We start from the raw sequence: 20,104 nt of genomic DNA on the forward strand, positions 1-20,104 counted from the left end.
TCCACCACAGGCGAATAGTGTTAGCTGTTAGCAATGGGAGCTGCCTGGGCGAACTCGGGAGCACGCGGCGACGGCCGCATCAGGAAGAGGTGAGCGTCGATGGCCGGGGCGAATCCGACCCTACGGCGTCGCCAGCTCGCCACCCAGCTCCGGCGGCTTCGCCAGGACACGGGACTCAGTATTGAGGAAGTGGCCCAGAGGCTCGAGTGCTCACCCGCTAAGATCAGCAGGATCGAGACCGCGCGGCGAGGGGTGATCCCCCGCGACGTGAGAGACCTGTGCCATATCTATGGCACGGATCAGACGGAGGTCGACGCCCTCATGGCCATGGCCAGAGAGGCGCGCCAGCCAGGCTGGTGGCAGACATACGACGAGCATGAGTTTCGCCTCTACATCGGCTTGGAGGCAGAGGCCTCATCGATCACGAGCTACGACACGTGCGCCGTACCCGGCCTGCTACAGACGCCGGATTACGCGAGCGCGATCATCCGGGGTGTCCTCCCGGGTATCGAAGAAAAAGTGCTCGTGGAGCGCGTAGGTGCCCGCATGAAACGGCAGGAAGTTCTTCATCAAGAACACGCTCCCACTTATTCCGTTCTTCTCGACGAGTCAGTTCTTCATCGCTCGATCGGCGGCAGGGAGGTGATGTACGGCCAGCTGGAGCACCTCGTCGCGATTGCCCGGCCAACCCACATCACCACCAGGGTCATCCCATTCAGCGTCGGGGCGCACATTGGGTTCAACAGTGCGTTCACCATATTGGAGATGTTCGATCCTGGAGTACCGGACATCGTATACACGGAAGCCCTGACCCAGCTTCAATATTTTGACAGGCCCACCGATCTCGCCATGTTCAGAGAGGCGGTCGAACGCCTTATGGCGGTGAGCCTCGATCCAGAGGGTTCCATGGCGCTGATCGCAGAAGTCAACCAGAAGTACGCGCCGTGATCAAGCGGCATGGCGCTCACGTTCGTACACTCACTTGATGGCATAATGCCGGATATGGGTACCAGTCTGAGGTGCCCCTATCAAGTCAACCAGCCATCAGGAGAATCAATGAGGTTCTCGCCGACCACGAGGTACACTGACCTCGCATGGCGTGTAGCCAGGGATTGCAACACCTCGAACTGCGTGGCCATCGCAGTTACGGACGGGATGGTCGCCGTTCGAGACTCGAAGGACCCTTGCAGCCCTGTGCTTCTCTATACCGAAAGCGAATGGCAGGCTTTCATCAACGGCGCGAAGAACGGCGAGTTTGATATGCAACGTCTCGTCGAGCAGTAAGATCCGATTAGACAAAGAGCCGAGATGGTCATCGCATCCCATCTCGGCTCTTTTCCGTAGAATCATTGGCCAGCTTCTTGAGGATATACACGACACCGCTCAGCATAACCGTCCAGAGAATTCCCCTATAGACGCTACGGCGGAACAGAGTGGCCGGTTCGGCGTCAACGCCCAGCTCACCTGGCTGGACATCCTGGGACGCCTTCACGGTCGACGCGAGCGCTTTCGCGTACTCACAGTCCACGATCTTGAAGAACCTCCGTTGCCTGATCGTCCCTCTGGTACCCAGCTTCCACGCCGAACGAGCGCCCCGCCACCAGTCCCGCATGAACGGGACCTGAAATGCCTCGGCGAGAAGCTCTCCTCGTAGCGACCCTTCAGAAACGATGCGCGACTCGTATGCCATCCGAAAGTAATTCATCTGCAGGACCGCGTAGACGTGCCGCCGAGCGATGTCCACCTCCATTTCATCGGGAAGGCCCAGGAAAGGCATATACAACGCTGGATCATCGATGGCCATCCTCAGCAAGTCTGAGTGATGACCTCGCACGGCCTGCAGCCTGTTTGACTTGGCCTCGCCGGCCTGTATCACGAGTGACACCGTGACGGCGATAAGGGCAAGGGCAGAGAATATGGCGGCGACCGCACCATAGGTCTGTCCAATATTACTTAACCGCACCCAATCCAATACTCCGATCCTCTCCGGAGAACTGAACTCATCGATGATCACAGGGGAGGCGACCACCACGAAGAAACCAGCCATGGAGATGACCAGTATCAGCAGGCCCTGAAGTGTCCTTCGAAATTTCAACTACGCCCCTCGGCTCTGGCTCCCGGCCGTACAGGCGAAACCATGTAAGGAGTGACCTGTCAGCCTCTTGCGGGTGCGTATCCAATAGAAGAATGCACTCTTCCATCAAGTTGGTCACAGGCTAGCTCACCAACACGATTGAATCGGGCGTCATCAGCGAAAAGGTGCATGAGTCAGGAACACGGCGCCCTATCCTCTGTAATCTCACGGAGTGCACCACAGTCCGGCGAGTGATCGTTTCGTGGCTTCGCGCATCGCGGTGGTCTTGGCCGGTCCTTCACACCGAACCCCCGGCCCATACCGCCGGCTTTCCTTCAGGCTGAGCATCGCGGACATCCAGGAACGGCGGTTCGACCTCGAACGGCTCGGGGCCGACAGGCGCTAAGCCCCATACCTCTGCTACGTTGGCCGCGTTTGCGGAAGAACGTACGGTAGCCCGAGACCTTCCCCCTGAAGGATTTCCCCGGAGGATACACAGATGGGCGGATTCAAGAAGTTCTTGATGCGCGGCAATCTGGTGGAGCTCGCCGTCGCGGTCGTCGTCGGCGCCACATTCAGCGGGCTGGTCCAGGCACTGGTGACCGACCTGGTGACACCGCTGATCGGCGCCGTCACGGGCGGCAGACAGCCTGACTTCTCGAAGTACTCCTTCACGCTCAACGGCTCGGAGTTCAAGTACGGCGACTTCGTCAACCACCTGCTGACCTTCCTCATCATCGCCGCGGTGATCTACTGGCTGGTCGTCATGCCGATGACCCGGCTGATCGGCTTCTTCGACCGCGACAAGCAGTCGGCCGAGAAGCGGTGCCCCGAGTGCCTGAGCGACATCCCGATCGACGCCCGCCGCTGCGCGTTCTGCACCGCCGAGCTCAGCCCGGTGCCGGCCAACGACCGGCCCCCGGCCTGACCCCCCGGTCGGCGCGGGCCCGGACGGCCCGCCTCCGGACGGCGCGGGCCCGGACCAGATCTTCCTCGCCTCACCGTCTCTCCCGGGTGCGGCCGCCGCGGGTGGCCGTACCCGGCTGAGAACAGGTGGGAAGAGGCAGGAATAGCCCCTGTTCAGCCTGGGTTGTTTTGGGTTGTGAGTGATCTGATCCGTGGTGTCGCCCGTGGTGAGTCGAGCGTCCCGCTCTCCATCCTCGATCTGGCCACCGTGGGCCATGGCGACACTCCCACAGACGCCCTGAGGACGACGACCGAGCTCGCGCGGCGGGCCGAGGACTGGGGATACCACCGGTTCTGGGTGGCCGAGCACCACGGGATGCCGAGCGTCGCCAGCTCCTCCCCCGCCGTGCTCCTCGCCCATCTCGGCGCGAACACCCGCGACATCCGCCTCGGCTCGGGCGGCGTCATGCTGCCGAACCACGCTCCCCTCATCATCGCCGAGCAGTTCGGCACCCTGCACGCCCTCCACCCCGGACGCTTCGACCTCGGCCTCGGCCGCGCGCCCGGCACCGACCAGGCGACCGCCCGCGCGCTGCGCCGCACGGCCACCCCGGACGCCGACGACTTCCCCCTGCAGCTCGCCGAGCTCATCGCCTTCCTGGACGACAACTACCCGGCCGGGCACCAGTACGAGCGCATCCGGGCCGTCCCTGGCGAGGCGAGCGCCCCCGGCTCCGGGCGCCCCCCGATCTGGCTGCTCGGCTCCAGCGGCTTCAGCGCCCAGCTCGCCGGGCTGCTCGGGCTGCCGTTCGCCTTCGCTCACCACTTCAGTGCGGCCAACACGTTGCCCGCGCTGGAGATCTACCGCTCGGCCTTCACGCCGTCCGCGGTGCTCGACAGGCCGTACGCGATGATCGGCGTCAGCGCGGTGGCGTCGGACACGCCCGATGAGGCGCTTCGCAGGGCACGCACGGGCGCGCTCGGCATGCTGCGGCTGCGGCGCGGCCGGCCCGCTCCGCTTCCCACGCCGGAGGAGGCCGAGGCGTACCCCTACAGCCCCGTCGAGGAGCAGTTCGTCCGCGACTGGCTGGCGAACGTCGTCTACGGCGACCCGGCCACCGTGCGCGCGGGTCTTTCGGCGCTGCGCGAGCGTACGGGCGCGGACGAGCTGATGATCACCACCGGGGTCCACGGGGGCGAGGCGCGGCTGCGCTCGTACGAGCTCATCGCCGACGCGTACGGCATGACCAAGCCCGTACATACGTCATAAAACGGCTAAATAACCACTAAAGGCGATAAATATGCCCAGAGTGGGCATATCACCCAGCCAGGGGCCGGTCAGAACGACCGGTCCCACACGAGACCCCGGGTAACATCCCGGTAACGCGGGCGACCGGCCTCCGCCGGTCGCCTCACCCCGCCCCGCGGAGTTGAGCAGGCAGGCCGGGGTGTGCCACTCGCGCCCGTCGCGGCGCCTCCGGTCCCGGCGTCCCCCCACTTCACCAGGAAACTCTGACTGGGACCTTTCTTCGACTGGAATATGTCCGTAACATCGCCTCCAGATCGGCGTGGAACATTTATCGGAAACATCTGTTGACACGCAAGAAACACTGTTATTGTAATGGGAGCGCTCCCACGCCTTCGCGATATACCTTGAAAGCGGAGGAAGCCGGATGGCTGACCAGCCCACGCTTGCCCAGGTAGCAGCCGAAGCAGGGGTCTCCCCCGCCACGGCCTCACGTGTTCTCACCGGATCCGTCCGCGTGAGCACCTCCACCCGCCGCCAGGTCCATGACGCGATGTCACGTCTGGGTTACGTGCGGCACCGCGCGCCCCGCGGGACTTCGGCCCGGCGGTCAGATCAGCTTGTCGCGGCGGTGATCTGCGAGCACACCCAGCGCATGTTCTCCGAACCGTTCTACGCACGACTGCTGTCCGCCGCGGACGAGGTCTTCACCAGCTACGGGGTGCCCTTCGTCGTCATGACCGCCACACCGGCGACCTCGACGATCGCCGCGCCCCCGCTCGTGACGGGATCCTTCGACGGGGTCCTGCTCGCGGGCGCCAGGGAACGACATCCCCTCGCGGTCACCCTGGCCGCCTCGGGGATCGCCGTTCGGAGCGCCGGGCGCCCTCCGGACGGCATCGATCTGCCCTTCGTCGACATGGACAACTTCGACGGAGCCCGCCAGGCGGCCGAGCACCTTCTGCTGACCAACCGGCGGGCGATCACGGTCATCGCGGGGCCGCCCACGCTGCCCGGCGCGCGAGATCGCCTCGACGGCTTCCTCAAGACGCTCAACGCGGCGGGGATGAGCGACGTCCCCGTGGCGTACGGCGACTTCACCCACGCGTCGGGCGCGCACGCCATGCAGTGGCTCCTGCAGCGCTCGCCGCACCTCGACGCGGTCTTCGCCGCCTCCGATCCGATGGCGGCGGGGGCGATGCAGGCGCTGCGGCGGGCGGGACGCCGGGTGCCCGACGACGTGGCCGTGGTCGGGTTCGACGACGCCCCGCTCGCCAGGCACACCTCTCCGACGCTGACCACCGTCCGCCAGCCGGTCGAGGAGCTCGCGGTGCTCGCGGCCAGGATGCTGCTCATGTCGATCACCTCCGAAGACGAGGTCCCGCACGGCAACCCGATTCTGCCCACGGAGCTGGTGGTCCGTGAATCAACTTGATTCGGGAGGCATGCGGGAAGGTGATGTGCTCACGCGCAGATACCGGCTCGTCGAGCAGATCGCGTCGGGGGGGATGTCCGCCATCTGGCGGGCGTTCGACCAGTCGCTTCACCGTACCGTCGCGATCAAGGTGCTGGACGGCAGCGTCGGAGGCGACCACGGTGGTCGCGACCTCATCCGGAGGGAGGCGCGGGCGACCGCCCGCCTGATCCATCCGGACGCGATCGAGGTGTACGACTACGGCGAGACGGTCACCGCGCGCGGCCGGCTCGCCGCGTACGTCGTGATGCGCCTGCTGGACGGCCGGCCGCTGTCGGAGAGGATCACCGAAGGCCCGCTGCCCTGGCGGGAGGCCGCGGTCATCGGCGCCAGGGTGGCGCTGGTGCTCTCGGCCGCCCACCAGCGCGGCATCGTCCACCGCGACGTCACGGCCGAGAACGTCCTGCTCACGCCCGAGGGCGCCAAGCTGCTCGACTTCGGGATAGCGGCGTTCGTGGGCGAGCAGGTCGACAAGCGGCTGGCCGACTTCGGCACCCCGCCGTACGTGGCGCCGGAGCGCCTGACCTGCGCCAGCGTGCACCCCGCGGTCGACGTGTACGCGCTCGGCGTGCTCCTCTACGAGATGCTCACCGCCGCTCACCCCTATCCGGAGACCACCTGGGAGGCGCTGGAGACGGCCCGCCGCATCGGCCCTCCCCCGGCGCCGAGCGGGGTGCCGGGCCTGCCGCCCGAGGTGGCCGAGCTGTGCAGGAGCTGCCTCGCCCAGGAGCCCGGCGATCGGCCAAGCGCACAGCACGTGGCGGAGACGCTCACCGCCTCGCTGAGCGCCTCGGTCGCCGCCGGTCGTGAGACGGCCGCGTGGATGCGGCGGGCGCGGATGGCCTCCGTCGCGGTCGCCGCGCTGGCCACCTGGACCGCCGCCCTGCTGTGGATCCGGCCGGACCTGCCACCGCCGATCGCGGCGGCCGTGAGCAGCCGGTCCACCGAGGCGGGGCCGAGCCGCACACCGGCTCCCGAGGGCACCGGCCGGCGGTCGGGCGCGCCGGCCGAGCCGATCTCCGAGGCCGGCGGGCGCGAGGCCGTGGACGGATCCCCCTCCCCGTCCAGGTCCTCCACCCCGCCGAGGTCGCCCGGCTCCTCGCGGTCTTCCGGCTCGTCGAACCCGCCCACCGCCGAGCCGCAACGTACGACCCCCGCTGAGCCGGAACGTACGACCCCCGCCGAGCCGGAACGCACGACCTCGGCCGGGCCGGAACGTACGGCCGCTGACGGGGCGGAGCGTACGGCCGACCCGGCCGGCACCCGCGCCCTTCCGACGCTCACCCAGGCCGTGGGACGGTTCGACGCGACCCTGGAGGCCGGCGAGACGACCGGCGCCATCCGCGCCGACGTCGCGCTCGACCTGCGGCAGGTGGTCCACAACCTTCTGCAGTCGCTGGGCGACCCCGGCGAGGGGCTGAAGGGCGTACGCAGGAAGCTCGACGAACGGGCACGCGAGGGGGGCCTGACACCCGGCGTCCACGCCGAGCTGTCACGGGGGCTCACCCTGATCGGCGCCGCGCTCCAGAAGGCCGCCTGAACGGCCGCCGGGCACGGGCCCGGCGGCCGTTCTCCATATCCTGTATCCCGCCCAAAACGGCGCGCGACAAAACCGCATGCTTTACTCGAATACTTTCTCCGGCATTCGCGGAAATGGTCGCGGGACCCCTTTTCATGAATAGGGGTCCCGCGACCGTTTGAATGTCCTTGACTACGGGGTCCTGACTATGATCTACCCGATCGCACAGGTGGATCCGTTGACCGTGAAGGCCGCCGGAGGGGTGTTGGTCCCGCTGTAGGACCCGTTGAATCCGGCCGACGTGGACTGCCCGGGAGCCAGAGATCCGTTCCATGACAGGTTCGTCGCCGTCACGTCGGCGCCGCTCTGCGTCCAATTGGCCGACCAGCCCTGGGTGATCTTCTGGTTGCCGGGGAACGTGAACTTCAGCGTCCACGACGACCAGGCTGAGGTCCCGGTGTTGGCTATCGCGACGTCGCCGGTGAAACCACCGCCCCAGCTGTTCGCCTTGTAGGTCACCTTGCAGGCGGCGGTGCCGCCGGTGTCGGGCAACGTCGTCACCGTGACCGTTCCCGACCTCGGCCCGACCTGCCCGGCCGTGTCGAGTGCCACGACCGCGAACGTGTACGCCGTGGCGGGGGTCAGGCCCGTGAGCGTCAGCGTGGTCGTCGCGGTCGAACCCGCGGTCGTCGCGGTGCCGCCCTGCACGCGCAGCACGTCGTACCTGGCCACGCCGTTGTCGTCGGTGGCCGGCGTCCAGGTCAGCGTGGCGCCGTTCTTGGTGACGCCGCTCGCCACCGGGGTGCCGGGCGCGGTCGGCGGGGTGTCGCCCGGCGGGGTGGTCGTGGTCCCGGACTTCTCCGCCGCCCAGTTCGCCAGCCAGGCGAAGGCCGACTGCCAGTTGACCGCCACCTCGTTGACCGAATAGGCCTCGATGTCGTCGACGTAGCACTTCTGGGGCTTGCATCCGGCGAGCCGGGACGCCGCCACCGGGTCCTGCAGGCCGCTGTTCGGGCCACCGGAGATCGCTCCGGGGGGCGCGGTCGGCCGGGAGGCGTTCAACTGGTGGGCCCAGAACCGGTGGTGCACGTTCTGCACCGCCTGCTCGCCGTACCCCGCCACGTACGACTGGTTCAGCGGGTTGCGCCCGAGAAGGTAGTTCACCGTGTCGAAGACGCCGTTCTTGTACTTCGCCTGCTGGGTGAGGTCGTACGCCAGCCCGAGGACCATGCCGTTGTTGGCGATCAGGCCGTTGGAACCCCAGACGTAGGTGCCGTCGGTCTCGCGGTACGGCGCGGGGTAGGCCTGGCCGTTCATCTGGGCCAGCAGGGTGTCGGCCGTCGAGGTGAGGGCCGACTTGACGGCCGCGACGTCCGCGGCGGGCAGGCCGTTGGGCACGATGGCGAGCGTGATGTCGCCGAGCGCCCCGACCGATCCCCAGTCGAAGCCCCTGGCGTTGAAGCTCCTGCCCTTGTACAGCGACGAGCCGGTCAGGTCCGTCTTGTAGGCGTCCTTGCCTGTGGTGGCGTACAGCTCGGCCGCCGCCCAGTAGAACTCGTCGGTGACGCTCCTGTCGTCGTAGGCGCCGCCGCCGGTGCTGTCGGTGGCCGGCGCGTACACGGCCGGGTTGGCCTTGGCCGCCGCGTAGGCCTTCTCGGCCGCGGTGAGACAGGTGGCGGCGAACGCCGCGTCCAGGGTCTTCCACACGCGCGCGCACTGGCCCGCCACCGCGGCGAGGTTGAGGGTCGCCGCGGTGCTGACCGGGTGGAGGTGACGCGGCTGGCCGTCCTGGTCGGGAGCGGTGCCGAGGGAGGTCCACTGGTCGTCGTGGATCTTGTGGAAGGCCATGCCCGTGTTCGCCCTGCCGTCCGGCACCTGCATCTTCAGCAGGAAGGCGACCTCCCAGCGGGCCTCGTCGAGGATGTCGGGCACCCCGTTCGCGCGCTCGGGGATGGCCAGCTTGCCGTCTCCGAGGGCCGTCGCGTCGCCCAGTGCCTTCGCGCGCTCGTACTCGTCCACGAGCTGCCACGCGGCGATGCCGCCGTTGACGACGTACTTGCCCTGGTCGCCCGCGTCGTACCAGCCGCCGCGCACGTCGAGGGTGTACCCACAGCTCGACAGGCAGCCGACGTTGTTGTCGCCCTGGTTCGGCGCGACGTTCAGGTGCCCCGCCGGACGGGCGTACGTGCCGCCCACGTAGGCGGCCTCGATGGGGATGCCGCTCCGCTGGTGGTAGAAGAAGGCGAGCGAGTCGTACCGGAGCTTCTTGATCGGGTCGGCCGAGATGTCGAAGGGATAGCTCGTCTCCGAGCCGACCGACAGGGTGTAGCCGGTGCCCGGCGTGTCGTACGACGAGAAGTCGATCAGCTGGACGGTGTCGCCCGAGTCCGCGTCGGCTCCCTTGACGGTGGTCTGGCCGGTGGCGACCGCCGTCCCCGAGGAGTTCCTCAGGGTCCAGGTGGACGGCGTGCCCTGGGTGGTCACGAGGGTGGCGCGCTTGGGCACGCCGGGCACGTACGCGACCTGGTTGACCTTGACCTGGGAGCCCGCGGCGAGGGCAGGTGAGGCGGTCGCCGTGACTCCGGCGGCGGCGACCAGCAGCGCGGTCACGGCGCCGGCCAGGCCGGACCAGGGACGGCGGCCGGGGCGGCGCGGATGAGGTCTCACAGGTTCATCTCCCAGCGGATGTGAGGGCGGCGATCCCGACCGGGGGACCGGTGGGAGCGCTCCCAGATTCGGGAAAGTCCCCGGCTCCCACAAGGGCGGCGCCGGTGCGAACGAAGGCGCCCGCAGGACGGGCGATCCCTTGACCACGGAGAACTTTCGGGGTGCCCGGCGGCCGGCCGCCGGCGCGGTCTGAAAGTTTCACGGCCTTCCCCCCGCCGCGGGCGCCCGGCATGAAAGTTACATACGCCCGCGCAGGTCATAGCGGGAACGGTTCCACTCACGGTTGACGTGCCGGAAAAGTGCGCCGAAGCATGACGAGCGCGGCCCGGTCGCACAGCGCGGCCCGGCATGTCCGGCCACCGGCCGGCGACCCCGGCCGCATCCGGTCGCGACCACCACGCCCCCCGGCGGTGCCATCGCGCCTCGCCTCATTGATGAAGGGCACCCGATGAAATCTCCATGGAGCGGCAGGAGGTGGCAGGCCGCGCTCACCGTGGTCGCGACCACCGCCGCCACCACCGCGCTGGCGGTCACGCTCGGCTCGGCCCCCGCCCAGGCGGCGGGCGGCACCGGCACGGGCTATCTCCACACCAGCGGCAACAAGATCGTCGACAGCACCGGCGCCACCGTCCGGCTGACCGGCATCAACTGGTTCGGCATGGAAACCGATAACAAGACCTTCCACGGGCTGTGGGCGAACAACCCCTGGAAGAGCCAGCTCGACCTCATGGCGAGCCTCGGCTACAACACCATCCGAGTGCCGTTCTCCGACGACGCCATCAAGCCCGGCGCGGTCGCGACCAGCGTGAACACCTACTCCAACCCCGATCTCGTCGGGCTGTCGCCCATCCAGATCCTCGACAAGGTCGTGGAGTACTCCGGGAGCAAGGGGATGCGCATCATCCTCGACCGCCACCGGCCCACCTCGGCAGGGCAGACCGCGCTCTGGTACACCTCGGCGGTCCCCGAGACCACGTGGATCAACGACTGGAAGTCGCTCGCGCAGCACTACGCCGGCAACACCACCGTCATCGGCGCCGACCTGCACAACGAGCCGCACGCCGACGGCACGGAACCGCAGAGCACCGGCTCCTGCTGGGGCTGCGGCGACACCGCCCGCGACTGGCGGCTCGCAGCCGAGCGCGCCGGGAACGCCATCCTGTCGGTGCAGCCCAACTGGCTCATCTTCGTGGAGGGCGTGAGCTGCCCGAGCGGTGGCAACGCCAACACCTGGGACAACATCCCCGACGAGCCCTGCGGCTGGTGGGGCGGCAACCTCTCCAAGGCCGGGGCCTTCCCGGTGCGGCTGAACGTGGCCAACCGGCTCGTCTACTCGCCCCACGAGTACGCGACCTCGGTCTACCACCAGGCGTGGTTCGACGACCCGGCGTACCCGGCGAACATGCCCGCCATCTGGGACCAGTTCTGGGGCTACCTGTACAAGCAGAACATCGCGCCCATCATGATCGGCGAGTTCGGCACCACGCTGGCCAGCAACATCGACAAGGTGTGGCTCCAGGAGCTGATGAAGTACACCGGCACCGGCGTGAACGGCATGTCCTTCACCTACTGGTCCTGGAACCCGAACTCCGGTGACACCGGCGGCATCCTGAAGGACGACTGGACGACCGTCGACCAGGCCAAGCAGAGCATCCTGCAGCCGTACCTCATCCCGCCCGCGGGCGGCGGCGGGGGCGGCAGCCCCTCGCCCTCACCCTCGGCGACCCCGACCCCGACCCCGACCTCCACCACCTGCGGGACGACGTACGCGGTGACGAACTCCTGGTCGGGCGGGTTCCAGGCCGGGCTCACCGTGAAGAACAACGGCACCGCGACCTGGAACAACTGGTCCGTGAGCTGGACGATGCCGTCCGGGGTGACCCTCGGCAGCGGCTGGAACGCCACGGTCACCCAGAGCGGCACCACCTTCACGGCGAAGGCCCCGACCTACGCGGCGAGCCTCGCCCCCGGCCAGTCGGTCGTCGTGGGCTTCACCGCCAACGGACCCTCCACTCCCGGCCCGTCGAACATCATCTGCTCGTAACCCGGGTCCCCCACGGGCCCAGCGGGCCCGCCGACGCCGACGAGGGCGTGCCAGAACCGGCACGCCCTCGTTTCACGTCCAAAGCCAACTTTATGTCGCGCGCGGGACAAAAACCGCGTCACTTAAATAGCTCCCATGCCATCCAACACCGGGTGACATCTTCTTTTTATCGGCAGATGGGCCCGGATTTAAATCTTCCGCATGTCGCATAACGATGGTGACGCCGGCGGTCAGTACGGTGGATCCGGAGGCGCATCATCGTCAATGCGTTTTCACATAGCAATACCAAATGCAAAGGACCGCTTTATGAAATATGCCAGTCGGCCTCGCGGGCCACGACGTTTCGTCCGTTCCTTGCTGGCAGCGGCTCTCCCGGCGATGGTCGCGATGGGAGTCGTCGTCGCGACACCGCATGCCGCGAGCGCCCAAGCCGCGCCGGTCGCGCTCGGCGCGGCCTCGACCTTCGGGGTTCTGGCCGGGACAACGGTCACGAACACCGGCGCGACGGTCGTCACCGGGGATCTCGGCGTCAGCCCCGGCACGGCGGTGACCGGCTTTCCGCCCGGCACCATCACCGGAGCCAGGCACGCGGGCGACCCGGCCGCCGCCGCGGCGCAGGTCTCCCTGACCGCCGCCTACAACGACGCCGCCTCGCGGACTCCCGCCACGACGGTGCCGACGGAGCTGGGTGGGACCACCCTGACGCCCGGTGTCTACAACTCCGCCTCGGGCACCTTCCAGATCACCGGGAAGCTGACGCTGGACGCGCAAGGCGACCCGAACGCGGTCTTCATCTTCCAGACGGCCTCAACGCTGGTCACCGCGTCCGCGAGCACGGTGACCCTCGTCAACGGCGCCTCGCCGTGCAACATCTTCTGGCAGGTCGGCAGCTCTGCCACTCTTGGGACCAACTCCAGCTTCGCCGGGAACATCCTCGCGCTGACCTCGATCACCGTGACCACCGGCGTGACCGTGAACGGCCGCGTCCTTGCCCGCAACGGCGCCGTCACCCTGGACACGGACGCGATCACCGTGCCCGCCTGCCCGGTTGTGACCATCATCCCCACCACCACGACCGTGACCTCGTCGTGCGCGACCCCCGGGTCCCAGGGTAAGCCGATCACCCTGACCGTGACGGTGAGAACGGCCAGGGGGACCATTCCGACGGGCCAGGTCATCTTCACCAGCGACGGCGTCAGCCTGGGCACGATGACGCTCAACGCGAGCGGGCAGGCCACGCTCAAGCCGAACCTGGCGGAAGGCGCGCGCCGGATCGTCGCCAGCTACCTCGGCACGGCCACGCTGAGCCCCAGCCACTCGGCACCGCTGGTCCTGCGGGTGGGTCCCGACAGCGCGTGCCCGAAGTGTGTGGAGAAGGCGAAGGAGGGGGCGAAGGAGGGGGCCGAGAACGCCGAGCCTGACAAGACGCTCCTCAACCATCGCGGGGACCGGGAGCACCATCACAGGAAGCACGGTCGCCTCGTCACCGTCCAGACCCTGCACACGCTCCACGGCGTGATCCACGAGGGCGGGGGCGGCGGGCACCACTCCACCTACCACGCGGGGTCCGGGCACCATCCCGTTCACCACAAGGTGCATTACAAGGCTCACAAGAAGCCTCGCGTGCACCACCACTATTACAAGCCGCGCCCGCACGCCGGCGTCACCGGATGACGTGAGGTCCTGAAACAGCCGTGGGGCCCGTCCGCTTTCGCCGGACGGGCCCCACGCATTTCCGGGCCTGTGATTCTCAGAGGGTTACGGCTCTCGCTTACGAGGGCATTTTTCCCGGCTATTTCGCCGGCGTGGCGCCGCCGCCCGGATTTCCGCTTTCTCGTGTTCGGATTCGCCTGTGCCCGGCTCAGGTGAGGGCCGGCGGTGAGCCGGGGCCGTCGCCCTCGGTCCGCTCCGAGGCCGTCTCCTCCGGCACGGCCGGGGCGTCCTCCCTCTGCCGGCGGTCGAACTCCTCCTCCAACTCGCTCGTGCGGGACGCGAAGTCGTCCAGGGCGTCCTCCGAACCGCGCAGCAGCGTCTCCGTCCATGACTCCTCGAGCTCTCTCAGCTCGTCGCGCAGATCTCGCACGCTCAGGTTTCTCGGATCGACTCTGTTCATGACACCACCTTGTACCCATGGACCCGAATCAGTCACCTCCTGACAAAGCGGCATATCTCACACTCGCTGCGTAACCGGAGGGGGTCACCGGACGTCCTTCCCCCGCCACCACCAGGTGGCCTGTCATGATCCACCGACCTGCGACCGGGCCCGCGCGGGCTTCCCGGACCGAGGATCATCGACCTGAAAGTTTCAGGAGCGGACGGGCGCCAGGCCTAAGGCCCGCGTAAGAACGGGCAGGCTGGCGAGGCCAGGCGTGTCCACGGGCTGAAATCTGCCTGACACGTCATTGACATCTTTGTCGTACTCACCAGAATCCGATGTGGGAGCGCTCCCATATCACACCACCATCCTCACCCGGTACGAGACCGACGCTGCGCCAACTTCTGTACCATCCATCGCCTTTCATCACTTTGGAGTACGTCCAGAATGTCAACATCATCGTTAGGGGCGGGAGCGCTCCCACGTTCACGGATGAAAAGACGTGGCGTGTGGGTCGCGCTGACCAGCCTGGCGGCCGGCCTCTTCACCGTCCTGGCCTCCGTACCGGCTTCCGCGGCCGTAGCCTGCACGGTCGACTATGTCGACAACAACTGGGGTGGCGGCGGCTTCGGCGCCAGCCTCAAGGTCACCAACAAGGGCGACGCCTGGACCAACTGGACCCTGACCTTCACCCTCCCCGGGAACGAGAAGGTCTCCCAGGGGTGGAGCGCCGACTGGACACAGAGTGGCCAGAACGTGACGGCCAAGAGCCTGAGCTGGAACGGCGCCCTCGGCAACGGCCAGTCGACGGACATCGGCTTCAACGGCTCCTACACCGGCACCTACGCCGGTAAGCCGACCGCTTTCACGGTCAACGGCGTCGCCTGCAACGGCGGCACCCCCGTCAACCAGCCGCCCACCGTGAGCCTGACCTCACCGACCGCCGGCCAGACCTTCACCGCGCCCGCCACGGTCAACCTGGCCGCGACGGCCGCCGACAGCGACGGCACGGTCTCCAAGGTCGACTTCTACAACGGCACCACGCTGCTGGGCACGGACACCACCGCTCCTTACACCTACAGCTGGACCGGAGTCGCGGCGGGCAGCTACTCGCTCACCGCCAAGGCGACCGACAACGCCGGCGCGGCCACCACGTCCACCCCGGTCGGCATCACGGTGAGCGGGACCACGGCCTCCACCATCGTCGTGAGCCCGACCACGATCATCGTCCCCGAGGGCGGCACCGCGACGTACACGGTGAAGCTCTCGAAGGCCCCGACGGCCAACGTGACCGTGACGACCACGAAGGCGAGCGGCGGCGACCCCGACCTCACCGTGCAGTCGGGCGGCTCGCTGACGTTCACGACCGCCAACTGGAACACGGCGCAGACCGTCACCATCGCAGCGGCCGAGGACGCCGACACCACGGCGGGCACGGCGACGTTCAACTCGGCGGCGTCCGGATGGACCACCGGCTCGGTCACCGCGACCGAGGCCGACAACGACGGTTCCACCGGCGGCAACGAGTACATCACGCGCTTCACCACGCTTTACAACAAGCTGCACGACCCGGCCAACGGGTACTTCTCACCGCAGGGCGTGCCGTACCACTCGGTCGAGACCCTGATGGTCGAGGCGCCCGACCAGGGCCACGAGACGACCTCCGAGGCGTTCAGCTACATGCTGTGGCTTGAGGCGGTGTACGGCCAGGTCACCGGCACGTGGACCAGGTTCAACGACGCCTGGGCGACGATGGAGAAGTACATCATCCCCGCCACGGCCGACCAGCCGACGAACTCCTTCTACAACGCCAGCAAGCCGGCCACCTACGCCGGTGAGTGGGACGACATCAAGCAGTACCCGTCGAAGCTGGACGGCAACGTCTCGGTCGGCGTCGACCCCATCGCGGGCGAGCTGAAGAACGCGTACGGCACCAGCGACGTGTACGGCATGCACTGGCTGCTCGACGTCGACAACACCTACGGCTTCGGCCGCTGCGGCGACGGCACCACCAAGCCCGCCTACATCAACACCTACCAGCGCGGGCCTGAGGAGTCGGTCTTCGAGACCGTGCCCCAGCCGTCGTGCGACACCTTCAAGTTCGGCGGCCCGAACGGCTACCTGGACCTGTTCACCGGTGACAGCTCCTACGCCAAGCAGTGGAAGTACACCAACGCCCCCGACGCCGACGCGCGCGCCGTCCAGGCCGCCTACTGGGCGTACACGTGGGCCACCGCGCAGGGCAAGGGCTCGCAGGTCTCGGCCACGGTGGCCAAGGCCGCGAAGATGGGCGACTACCTCCGCTACGCGATGTACGACAAGTACTTCAAGAAGGAGGGCTGCACCAGCACCTCCTGCGCGGCGGGCACCGGCAAGGACAGCTCGGCCTACCTGCTCTCCTGGTACTACGCCTGGGGCGGCGCGTCCGACACCTCCGCCGGCTGGGCCTGGCGCATCGGCTCCAGCCACAACCACTCCGGTTACCAGAACCCGCTCGCCGCCTGGGCCCTGTCGAACGTGGACGCGCTCAAGCCCAAGGGCGCGACCGCCGTGGCCGACTGGAGCACCAGCCTGACGCGGCAGCTTGAGTTCTACCAGTGGCTGCAGTCCGCCGAAGGCGCCATCGCGGGCGGCGCGACCAACAGCTGGCAGGGTCACTACGCGGCCCCGCCGACCGGCACGCCGACCTTCTACGGCATGGCGTACGACTGGCAGCCCGTCTACCACGACCCGCCGTCGAACCAGTGGTTCGGCTTCCAGGCGTGGACGATGGAGCGGGTGGCCGAGCTCTACTACGCCACGGGCAACACCGCCGCCAAGTCCGTCCTGGACAAGTGGGTGGCCTGGGCCATGGCCAACACCACGGTGAACGCCAACGGCACCTTCCAGATCCCCTCGACGCTGCGGTGGACCGGCCAGCCGAACACCTGGACCAACCCCCCGACGCCGAACACGGGTCTGCACGTCACGATCGCCGACTACACCAACGACGTCGGCGTGGCAGGCGCCTACGCCAAGGTGCTGATGTACTACGCCGCCAAGGCGAACAACACGGCGGCGAAGAACATGGCCAAGGCCCTGCTCGACGGCATCTGGGCCAACAACCAGGACGCCAAGGGCGTCTCGGTGCCGGAGACCAAGGCCGACTACAACCGCCTCGACGACCCGATCTACATCCCGGCCGGCTGGACCGGCAAGATGCCGAACGGCGACCCGATCAACTCCAGCTCGACCTTCATCTCCATCCGGTCCTGGTACAAGAACGACCCGGACTGGCCGAAGGTGCAGAACTACCTGAACGGCACGGCTCCGGCCCCGACGTTCAACTACCACCGGTTCTGGGCGCAGGCCGACGTCGCCATCGCCCTCGCCGAGTACGGCCGGCTCTTCCCCTGATCCGACCGGCCCGGGTGCGGTGGTGCCTGACACACCACCGCACCCCCTGAAGGGCGGAGTGCGGTGGCGCCTGACACGCCACCACACCCTCTCGATGGGCGGGGTGCGGTGGGCCTGACCCCCACCGCACCCCGCTCGCCCCCATCTCACGACCGCTCCGCTGTCAGCTCCACCAGCGTTTCCAGCCCGAGAGGCGATCGATGTCCCTCAGACGCACGCTCACCGGCCTGGCGATCCTCGTCGCGTCGGCCACCATCTTCCCCGTGCTCACGTCCTCGGCGGCTGCGGCGCCCGCCTTCAACTACGGCGAGGCGCTGCAGAAGTCGCTGTTCTTCTACGAGGCCCAGCGCTCGGGCGACCTTCCGGCGGCCAACCGCGTCACGTGGCGGGGCGACTCGGGGATGAACGACGGCAAGGACGCCGGGCTCGACCTCACCGGGGGCTGGTACGACGCGGGCGACCACGTCAAGTTCGGCCTGCCGATGGCGGCCAGCGCGACCATGCTCGCCTGGGGCGGCGTCGAGTACCGTGACGCCTACCAGAGCTCGGGACAGCTCCCCTACCTGCTCGACAACCTGAAGTGGGTCAACGACTACCTCATCAAGGCGCACCCCTCGCCGAACGTGCTCTACGGCCAGGTGGGCAACGGCGGAACCGACCACGCGTGGTGGGGCCCGGCCGAGGTCATGCCGATGAGCCGCCCCTCGTACAAGATCGACGCGACGTGCGGCGGATCGGACCTCGCGGGCGAGACGGCGGCGGCGATGGCGGCCTCCTCGATGGTCTTCCGCCCGACGAACGCGGCCTACGCCGACACTCTGGTCTCGCACGCCAGGCAGCTCTACACCTTCGCCGACACGGTCAGGAAGAAGTACAGCGACTGCATCACCGACGCGGCCGGGTACTACCAGTCGTGGAGCGGCTACAACGACGAGCTGGTCTGGGGCGCGATCTGGCTCTACCGGGCGACCGGCGAGGCGTCGTACCTGACCAAGGCCGAGACGTACTACGACAACCTCGGCACCGAGCCGCAGAGCACGACCCGCTCCTACAAGTGGACGATCGCCTGGGACGACAAGTCGTACGGCGCGTACGTGCTGCTCGCCAAGCTCACCGGCAAGCAGAAGTACGTGGACGACGCCAACCGCTGGCTCGACTGGTGGACCGTCGGCGTGAACGGCGCCAAGGTGAACTACTCGCCGGGCGGTGAGGCCGTACTCGACCAGTGGGGCTCGCTGCGCTACGCCGCCAACACCGCGTTCACCGCGCTCATCTACAGCGACTGGCTGACCGACGCCACCCGTAAGGCGAGATATCACGACTTCGGGGTCAGGCAGATCAACTACGCGCTGGGCGACAACCCTCGCAAGTCTTCCTACATGATCGGCTTCGGCGCGAACCCGCCGCGGAACCCGCACCACCGCACGGCGCACGGCTCCTGGTCCAACAACCTCAACGAGCCGGCCGACAGCAGGCACATCCTGTACGGCGCGCTGGTCGGCGGGCCGACGACCGCCAACGACGCCTACACCGACAGCCGCAGCGACTACGTGATGAACGAGGTCGCGACCGACTACAACGCGGCCTTCACCGGCGCGCTCGCCCGGCTCTACAAGGAGTACGGCGGCGCCCCGCTCACGAACTTCCCCGTCGCCGAGAAGCCCGACGGACCGGAGATCTACCTCCAGGCCTCGGTCAACTCGACCGGCACGACCTACACCGAGATCAAGGCGCTGGTCGTGAACCACTCGGCGTGGCCCGCCCGCGCGCTGACGGACGGCGCCTTCCGGTACTACTTCACGCTGGACGGCGACACCACGCCGAGCCAGATCACGCTGTCCTCGGCCTACACCCAGTGCAAGCCGCCGACCGGGCCGACCCTGGTGTCGGGCAAGGTGTACTACGTCACGATCGACTGTTCCGGCACGGCCATCGCGCCCGCCGGCCAGTCGGAGTCGCGGCGCGAGGCGCAGTTCCGCATCGCCAGCTCGTCGGGGTCCTGGGATCCATCCAACGACTGGTCGTACACCGGCGTGGCCACCACTCCCGGCTCGACCCCGGTCACCGTGCAGAACATCCCGCTGTACTCGGGCGGCACCAAGATCTGGGGCGACCCGCCGGGCGCGCAGCCCACCCCCAGCCCGACGCCCACCCCCACGCCCACGCCGACCCCCTCGCCCACCCCGACTCCCACCCCGACTCCCACCCCGACCCCGACCCCGACGCCGACCCCGACGCCGACGGCGGGCACCGCGTGCGCGGCGACGTACAAGGTCACCAGCACGTGGCAGGGCGGTTTCCAGGCCGACGTGGCGGTGCGGAACAGCGGCAGCACGGCGATCACCGCCTGGACCGTGGCGTGGACGTTCCCCAGCGGCCAGACGATCACACAGATCTGGGGTGCCACCCACACGCAGACCGGAGCGGCCGTGTCGGTGAGGAACCTCAACTGGAACGGCGGCCTGGCGGCCGGCGGGTCCACGTCGTTCGGCTTCATCGCGAGCCTGAGCGGCGCCAACGGAGTCCCGGCCTCCGTGACCTGCACGCCCGCCTAGCCCCCTCGACCGTGGTCTCGATTTGCCCTGGGAGCGCGAGACCACGGCCCGGCCGGGCCTCAGGAAGGCCCGGCCGGGCAGTCCCCACCACCGAAAAGCGGCGCCAACGGCCAGACCTGCTCCTGACC

13 protein-coding genes are annotated in these 20,104 nt (G+C 68.1%); 10 read left to right on the top strand and 3 right to left on the bottom strand.

What is annotated here, in order from left to right:
* Window positions 1-99: 99 nt before the first annotated feature.
* Both ACGFIV_RS33310 and ACGFIV_RS33315 read left to right on the top strand, forming a co-directional pair.
* Window positions 100-948 (top strand): helix-turn-helix transcriptional regulator, encoded by an 849-nt coding sequence (locus tag ACGFIV_RS33310; protein ID WP_358560565.1) that lies wholly within the window; start codon window positions 100-102, stop codon window positions 946-948.
* A gap of 108 nt (window positions 949-1,056) precedes the next feature.
* Entirely contained in the window at window positions 1,057-1,284 is a 228-nt protein-coding gene (locus ACGFIV_RS33315) for a DUF397 domain-containing protein (protein WP_392838991.1), read from the top strand.
* A 28-nt stretch (window positions 1,285-1,312) separates the two neighbouring features.
* Here ACGFIV_RS33315 and ACGFIV_RS33320 read toward each other — a convergent pair whose 3' ends face one another.
* Window positions 1,313-2,047, bottom strand: coding sequence for a DUF6082 family protein (locus tag ACGFIV_RS33320; protein ID WP_392838966.1), 735 nt, complete (start codon window positions 2,045-2,047; stop codon window positions 1,313-1,315).
* 526 nt (window positions 2,048-2,573) lie between these two features.
* On the opposite strand from ACGFIV_RS33320, the gene mscL reads away from it, so the two are divergent.
* The 4 genes from mscL to ACGFIV_RS33340 all read left to right on the top strand — a co-directional run bounded on the left by mscL (window position 2,574) and on the right by ACGFIV_RS33340 (window position 7,240).
* The gene (gene mscL / locus ACGFIV_RS33325) at window positions 2,574-3,002 is read left to right on the top strand and encodes a large conductance mechanosensitive channel protein MscL (RefSeq protein ID WP_358560559.1); all 429 of its coding nucleotides are present in this window, start codon (window positions 2,574-2,576) and stop codon (window positions 3,000-3,002) included.
* A 174-nt stretch (window positions 3,003-3,176) separates the two neighbouring features.
* Complete coding sequence (locus ACGFIV_RS33330) at window positions 3,177-4,250, top strand: LLM class flavin-dependent oxidoreductase (protein ID WP_358560557.1); 1,074 nt, start codon at window positions 3,177-3,179, stop codon at window positions 4,248-4,250.
* A gap of 403 nt (window positions 4,251-4,653) precedes the next feature.
* Window positions 4,654-5,661 carry a LacI family DNA-binding transcriptional regulator gene (locus tag ACGFIV_RS33335; protein ID WP_358560555.1) on the top strand — a complete coding sequence of 336 codons (1,008 nt, stop codon included), beginning with the start codon at window positions 4,654-4,656 and terminating at the stop codon, window positions 5,659-5,661.
* A 10-nt stretch (window positions 5,662-5,671) separates the two neighbouring features.
* Complete coding sequence (locus ACGFIV_RS33340; protein ID WP_392838970.1) at window positions 5,672-7,240, top strand: protein kinase; 1,569 nt, start codon at window positions 5,672-5,674, stop codon at window positions 7,238-7,240.
* 192 nt (window positions 7,241-7,432) lie between these two features.
* Here the strand turns inward: ACGFIV_RS33340 and ACGFIV_RS33345 are convergent, their stop codons facing one another.
* Window positions 7,433-9,886, bottom strand: a complete 2,454-nt coding sequence (locus tag ACGFIV_RS33345) for a glycoside hydrolase family 9 protein (protein WP_392838972.1) — start codon at window positions 9,884-9,886, stop codon at window positions 7,433-7,435.
* 448 nt (window positions 9,887-10,334) lie between these two features.
* On the opposite strand from ACGFIV_RS33345, the gene ACGFIV_RS33350 reads away from it, so the two are divergent.
* Complete coding sequence (locus tag ACGFIV_RS33350; RefSeq protein WP_358549323.1) at window positions 10,335-11,930, top strand: cellulase family glycosylhydrolase; 1,596 nt, start codon at window positions 10,335-10,337, stop codon at window positions 11,928-11,930.
* A 354-nt stretch (window positions 11,931-12,284) separates the two neighbouring features.
* The gene (locus ACGFIV_RS33355) at window positions 12,285-13,604 is read left to right on the top strand and encodes an ice-binding family protein (RefSeq protein WP_358549326.1); all 1,320 of its coding nucleotides are present in this window, start codon (window positions 12,285-12,287) and stop codon (window positions 13,602-13,604) included.
* 187 nt (window positions 13,605-13,791) lie between these two features.
* Here ACGFIV_RS33355 and ACGFIV_RS33360 read toward each other — a convergent pair whose 3' ends face one another.
* Window positions 13,792-14,043, bottom strand: a complete 252-nt coding sequence (locus ACGFIV_RS33360; RefSeq protein ID WP_358549329.1) for a DUF6158 family protein — start codon at window positions 14,041-14,043, stop codon at window positions 13,792-13,794.
* A 474-nt stretch (window positions 14,044-14,517) separates the two neighbouring features.
* On the opposite strand from ACGFIV_RS33360, the gene ACGFIV_RS33365 reads away from it, so the two are divergent.
* On the top strand, window positions 14,518-17,421 hold the full coding sequence (locus tag ACGFIV_RS33365) for a glycoside hydrolase family 48 protein (protein ID WP_392838975.1): 2,904 nt from the start codon (window positions 14,518-14,520) through the stop codon (window positions 17,419-17,421).
* 200 nt (window positions 17,422-17,621) lie between these two features.
* Window positions 17,622-19,976 carry a glycoside hydrolase family 9 protein gene (locus tag ACGFIV_RS33370; RefSeq protein ID WP_392838977.1) on the top strand — a complete coding sequence of 785 codons (2,355 nt, stop codon included), beginning with the start codon at window positions 17,622-17,624 and terminating at the stop codon, window positions 19,974-19,976.
* Window positions 19,977-20,104: the final 128 nt, after the last annotated feature.

This window comes from Sphaerisporangium sp. NPDC049003, assembly GCF_043197795.1.
Lineage (GTDB): Bacteria > Actinomycetota > Actinomycetes > Streptosporangiales > Streptosporangiaceae > Sphaerisporangium.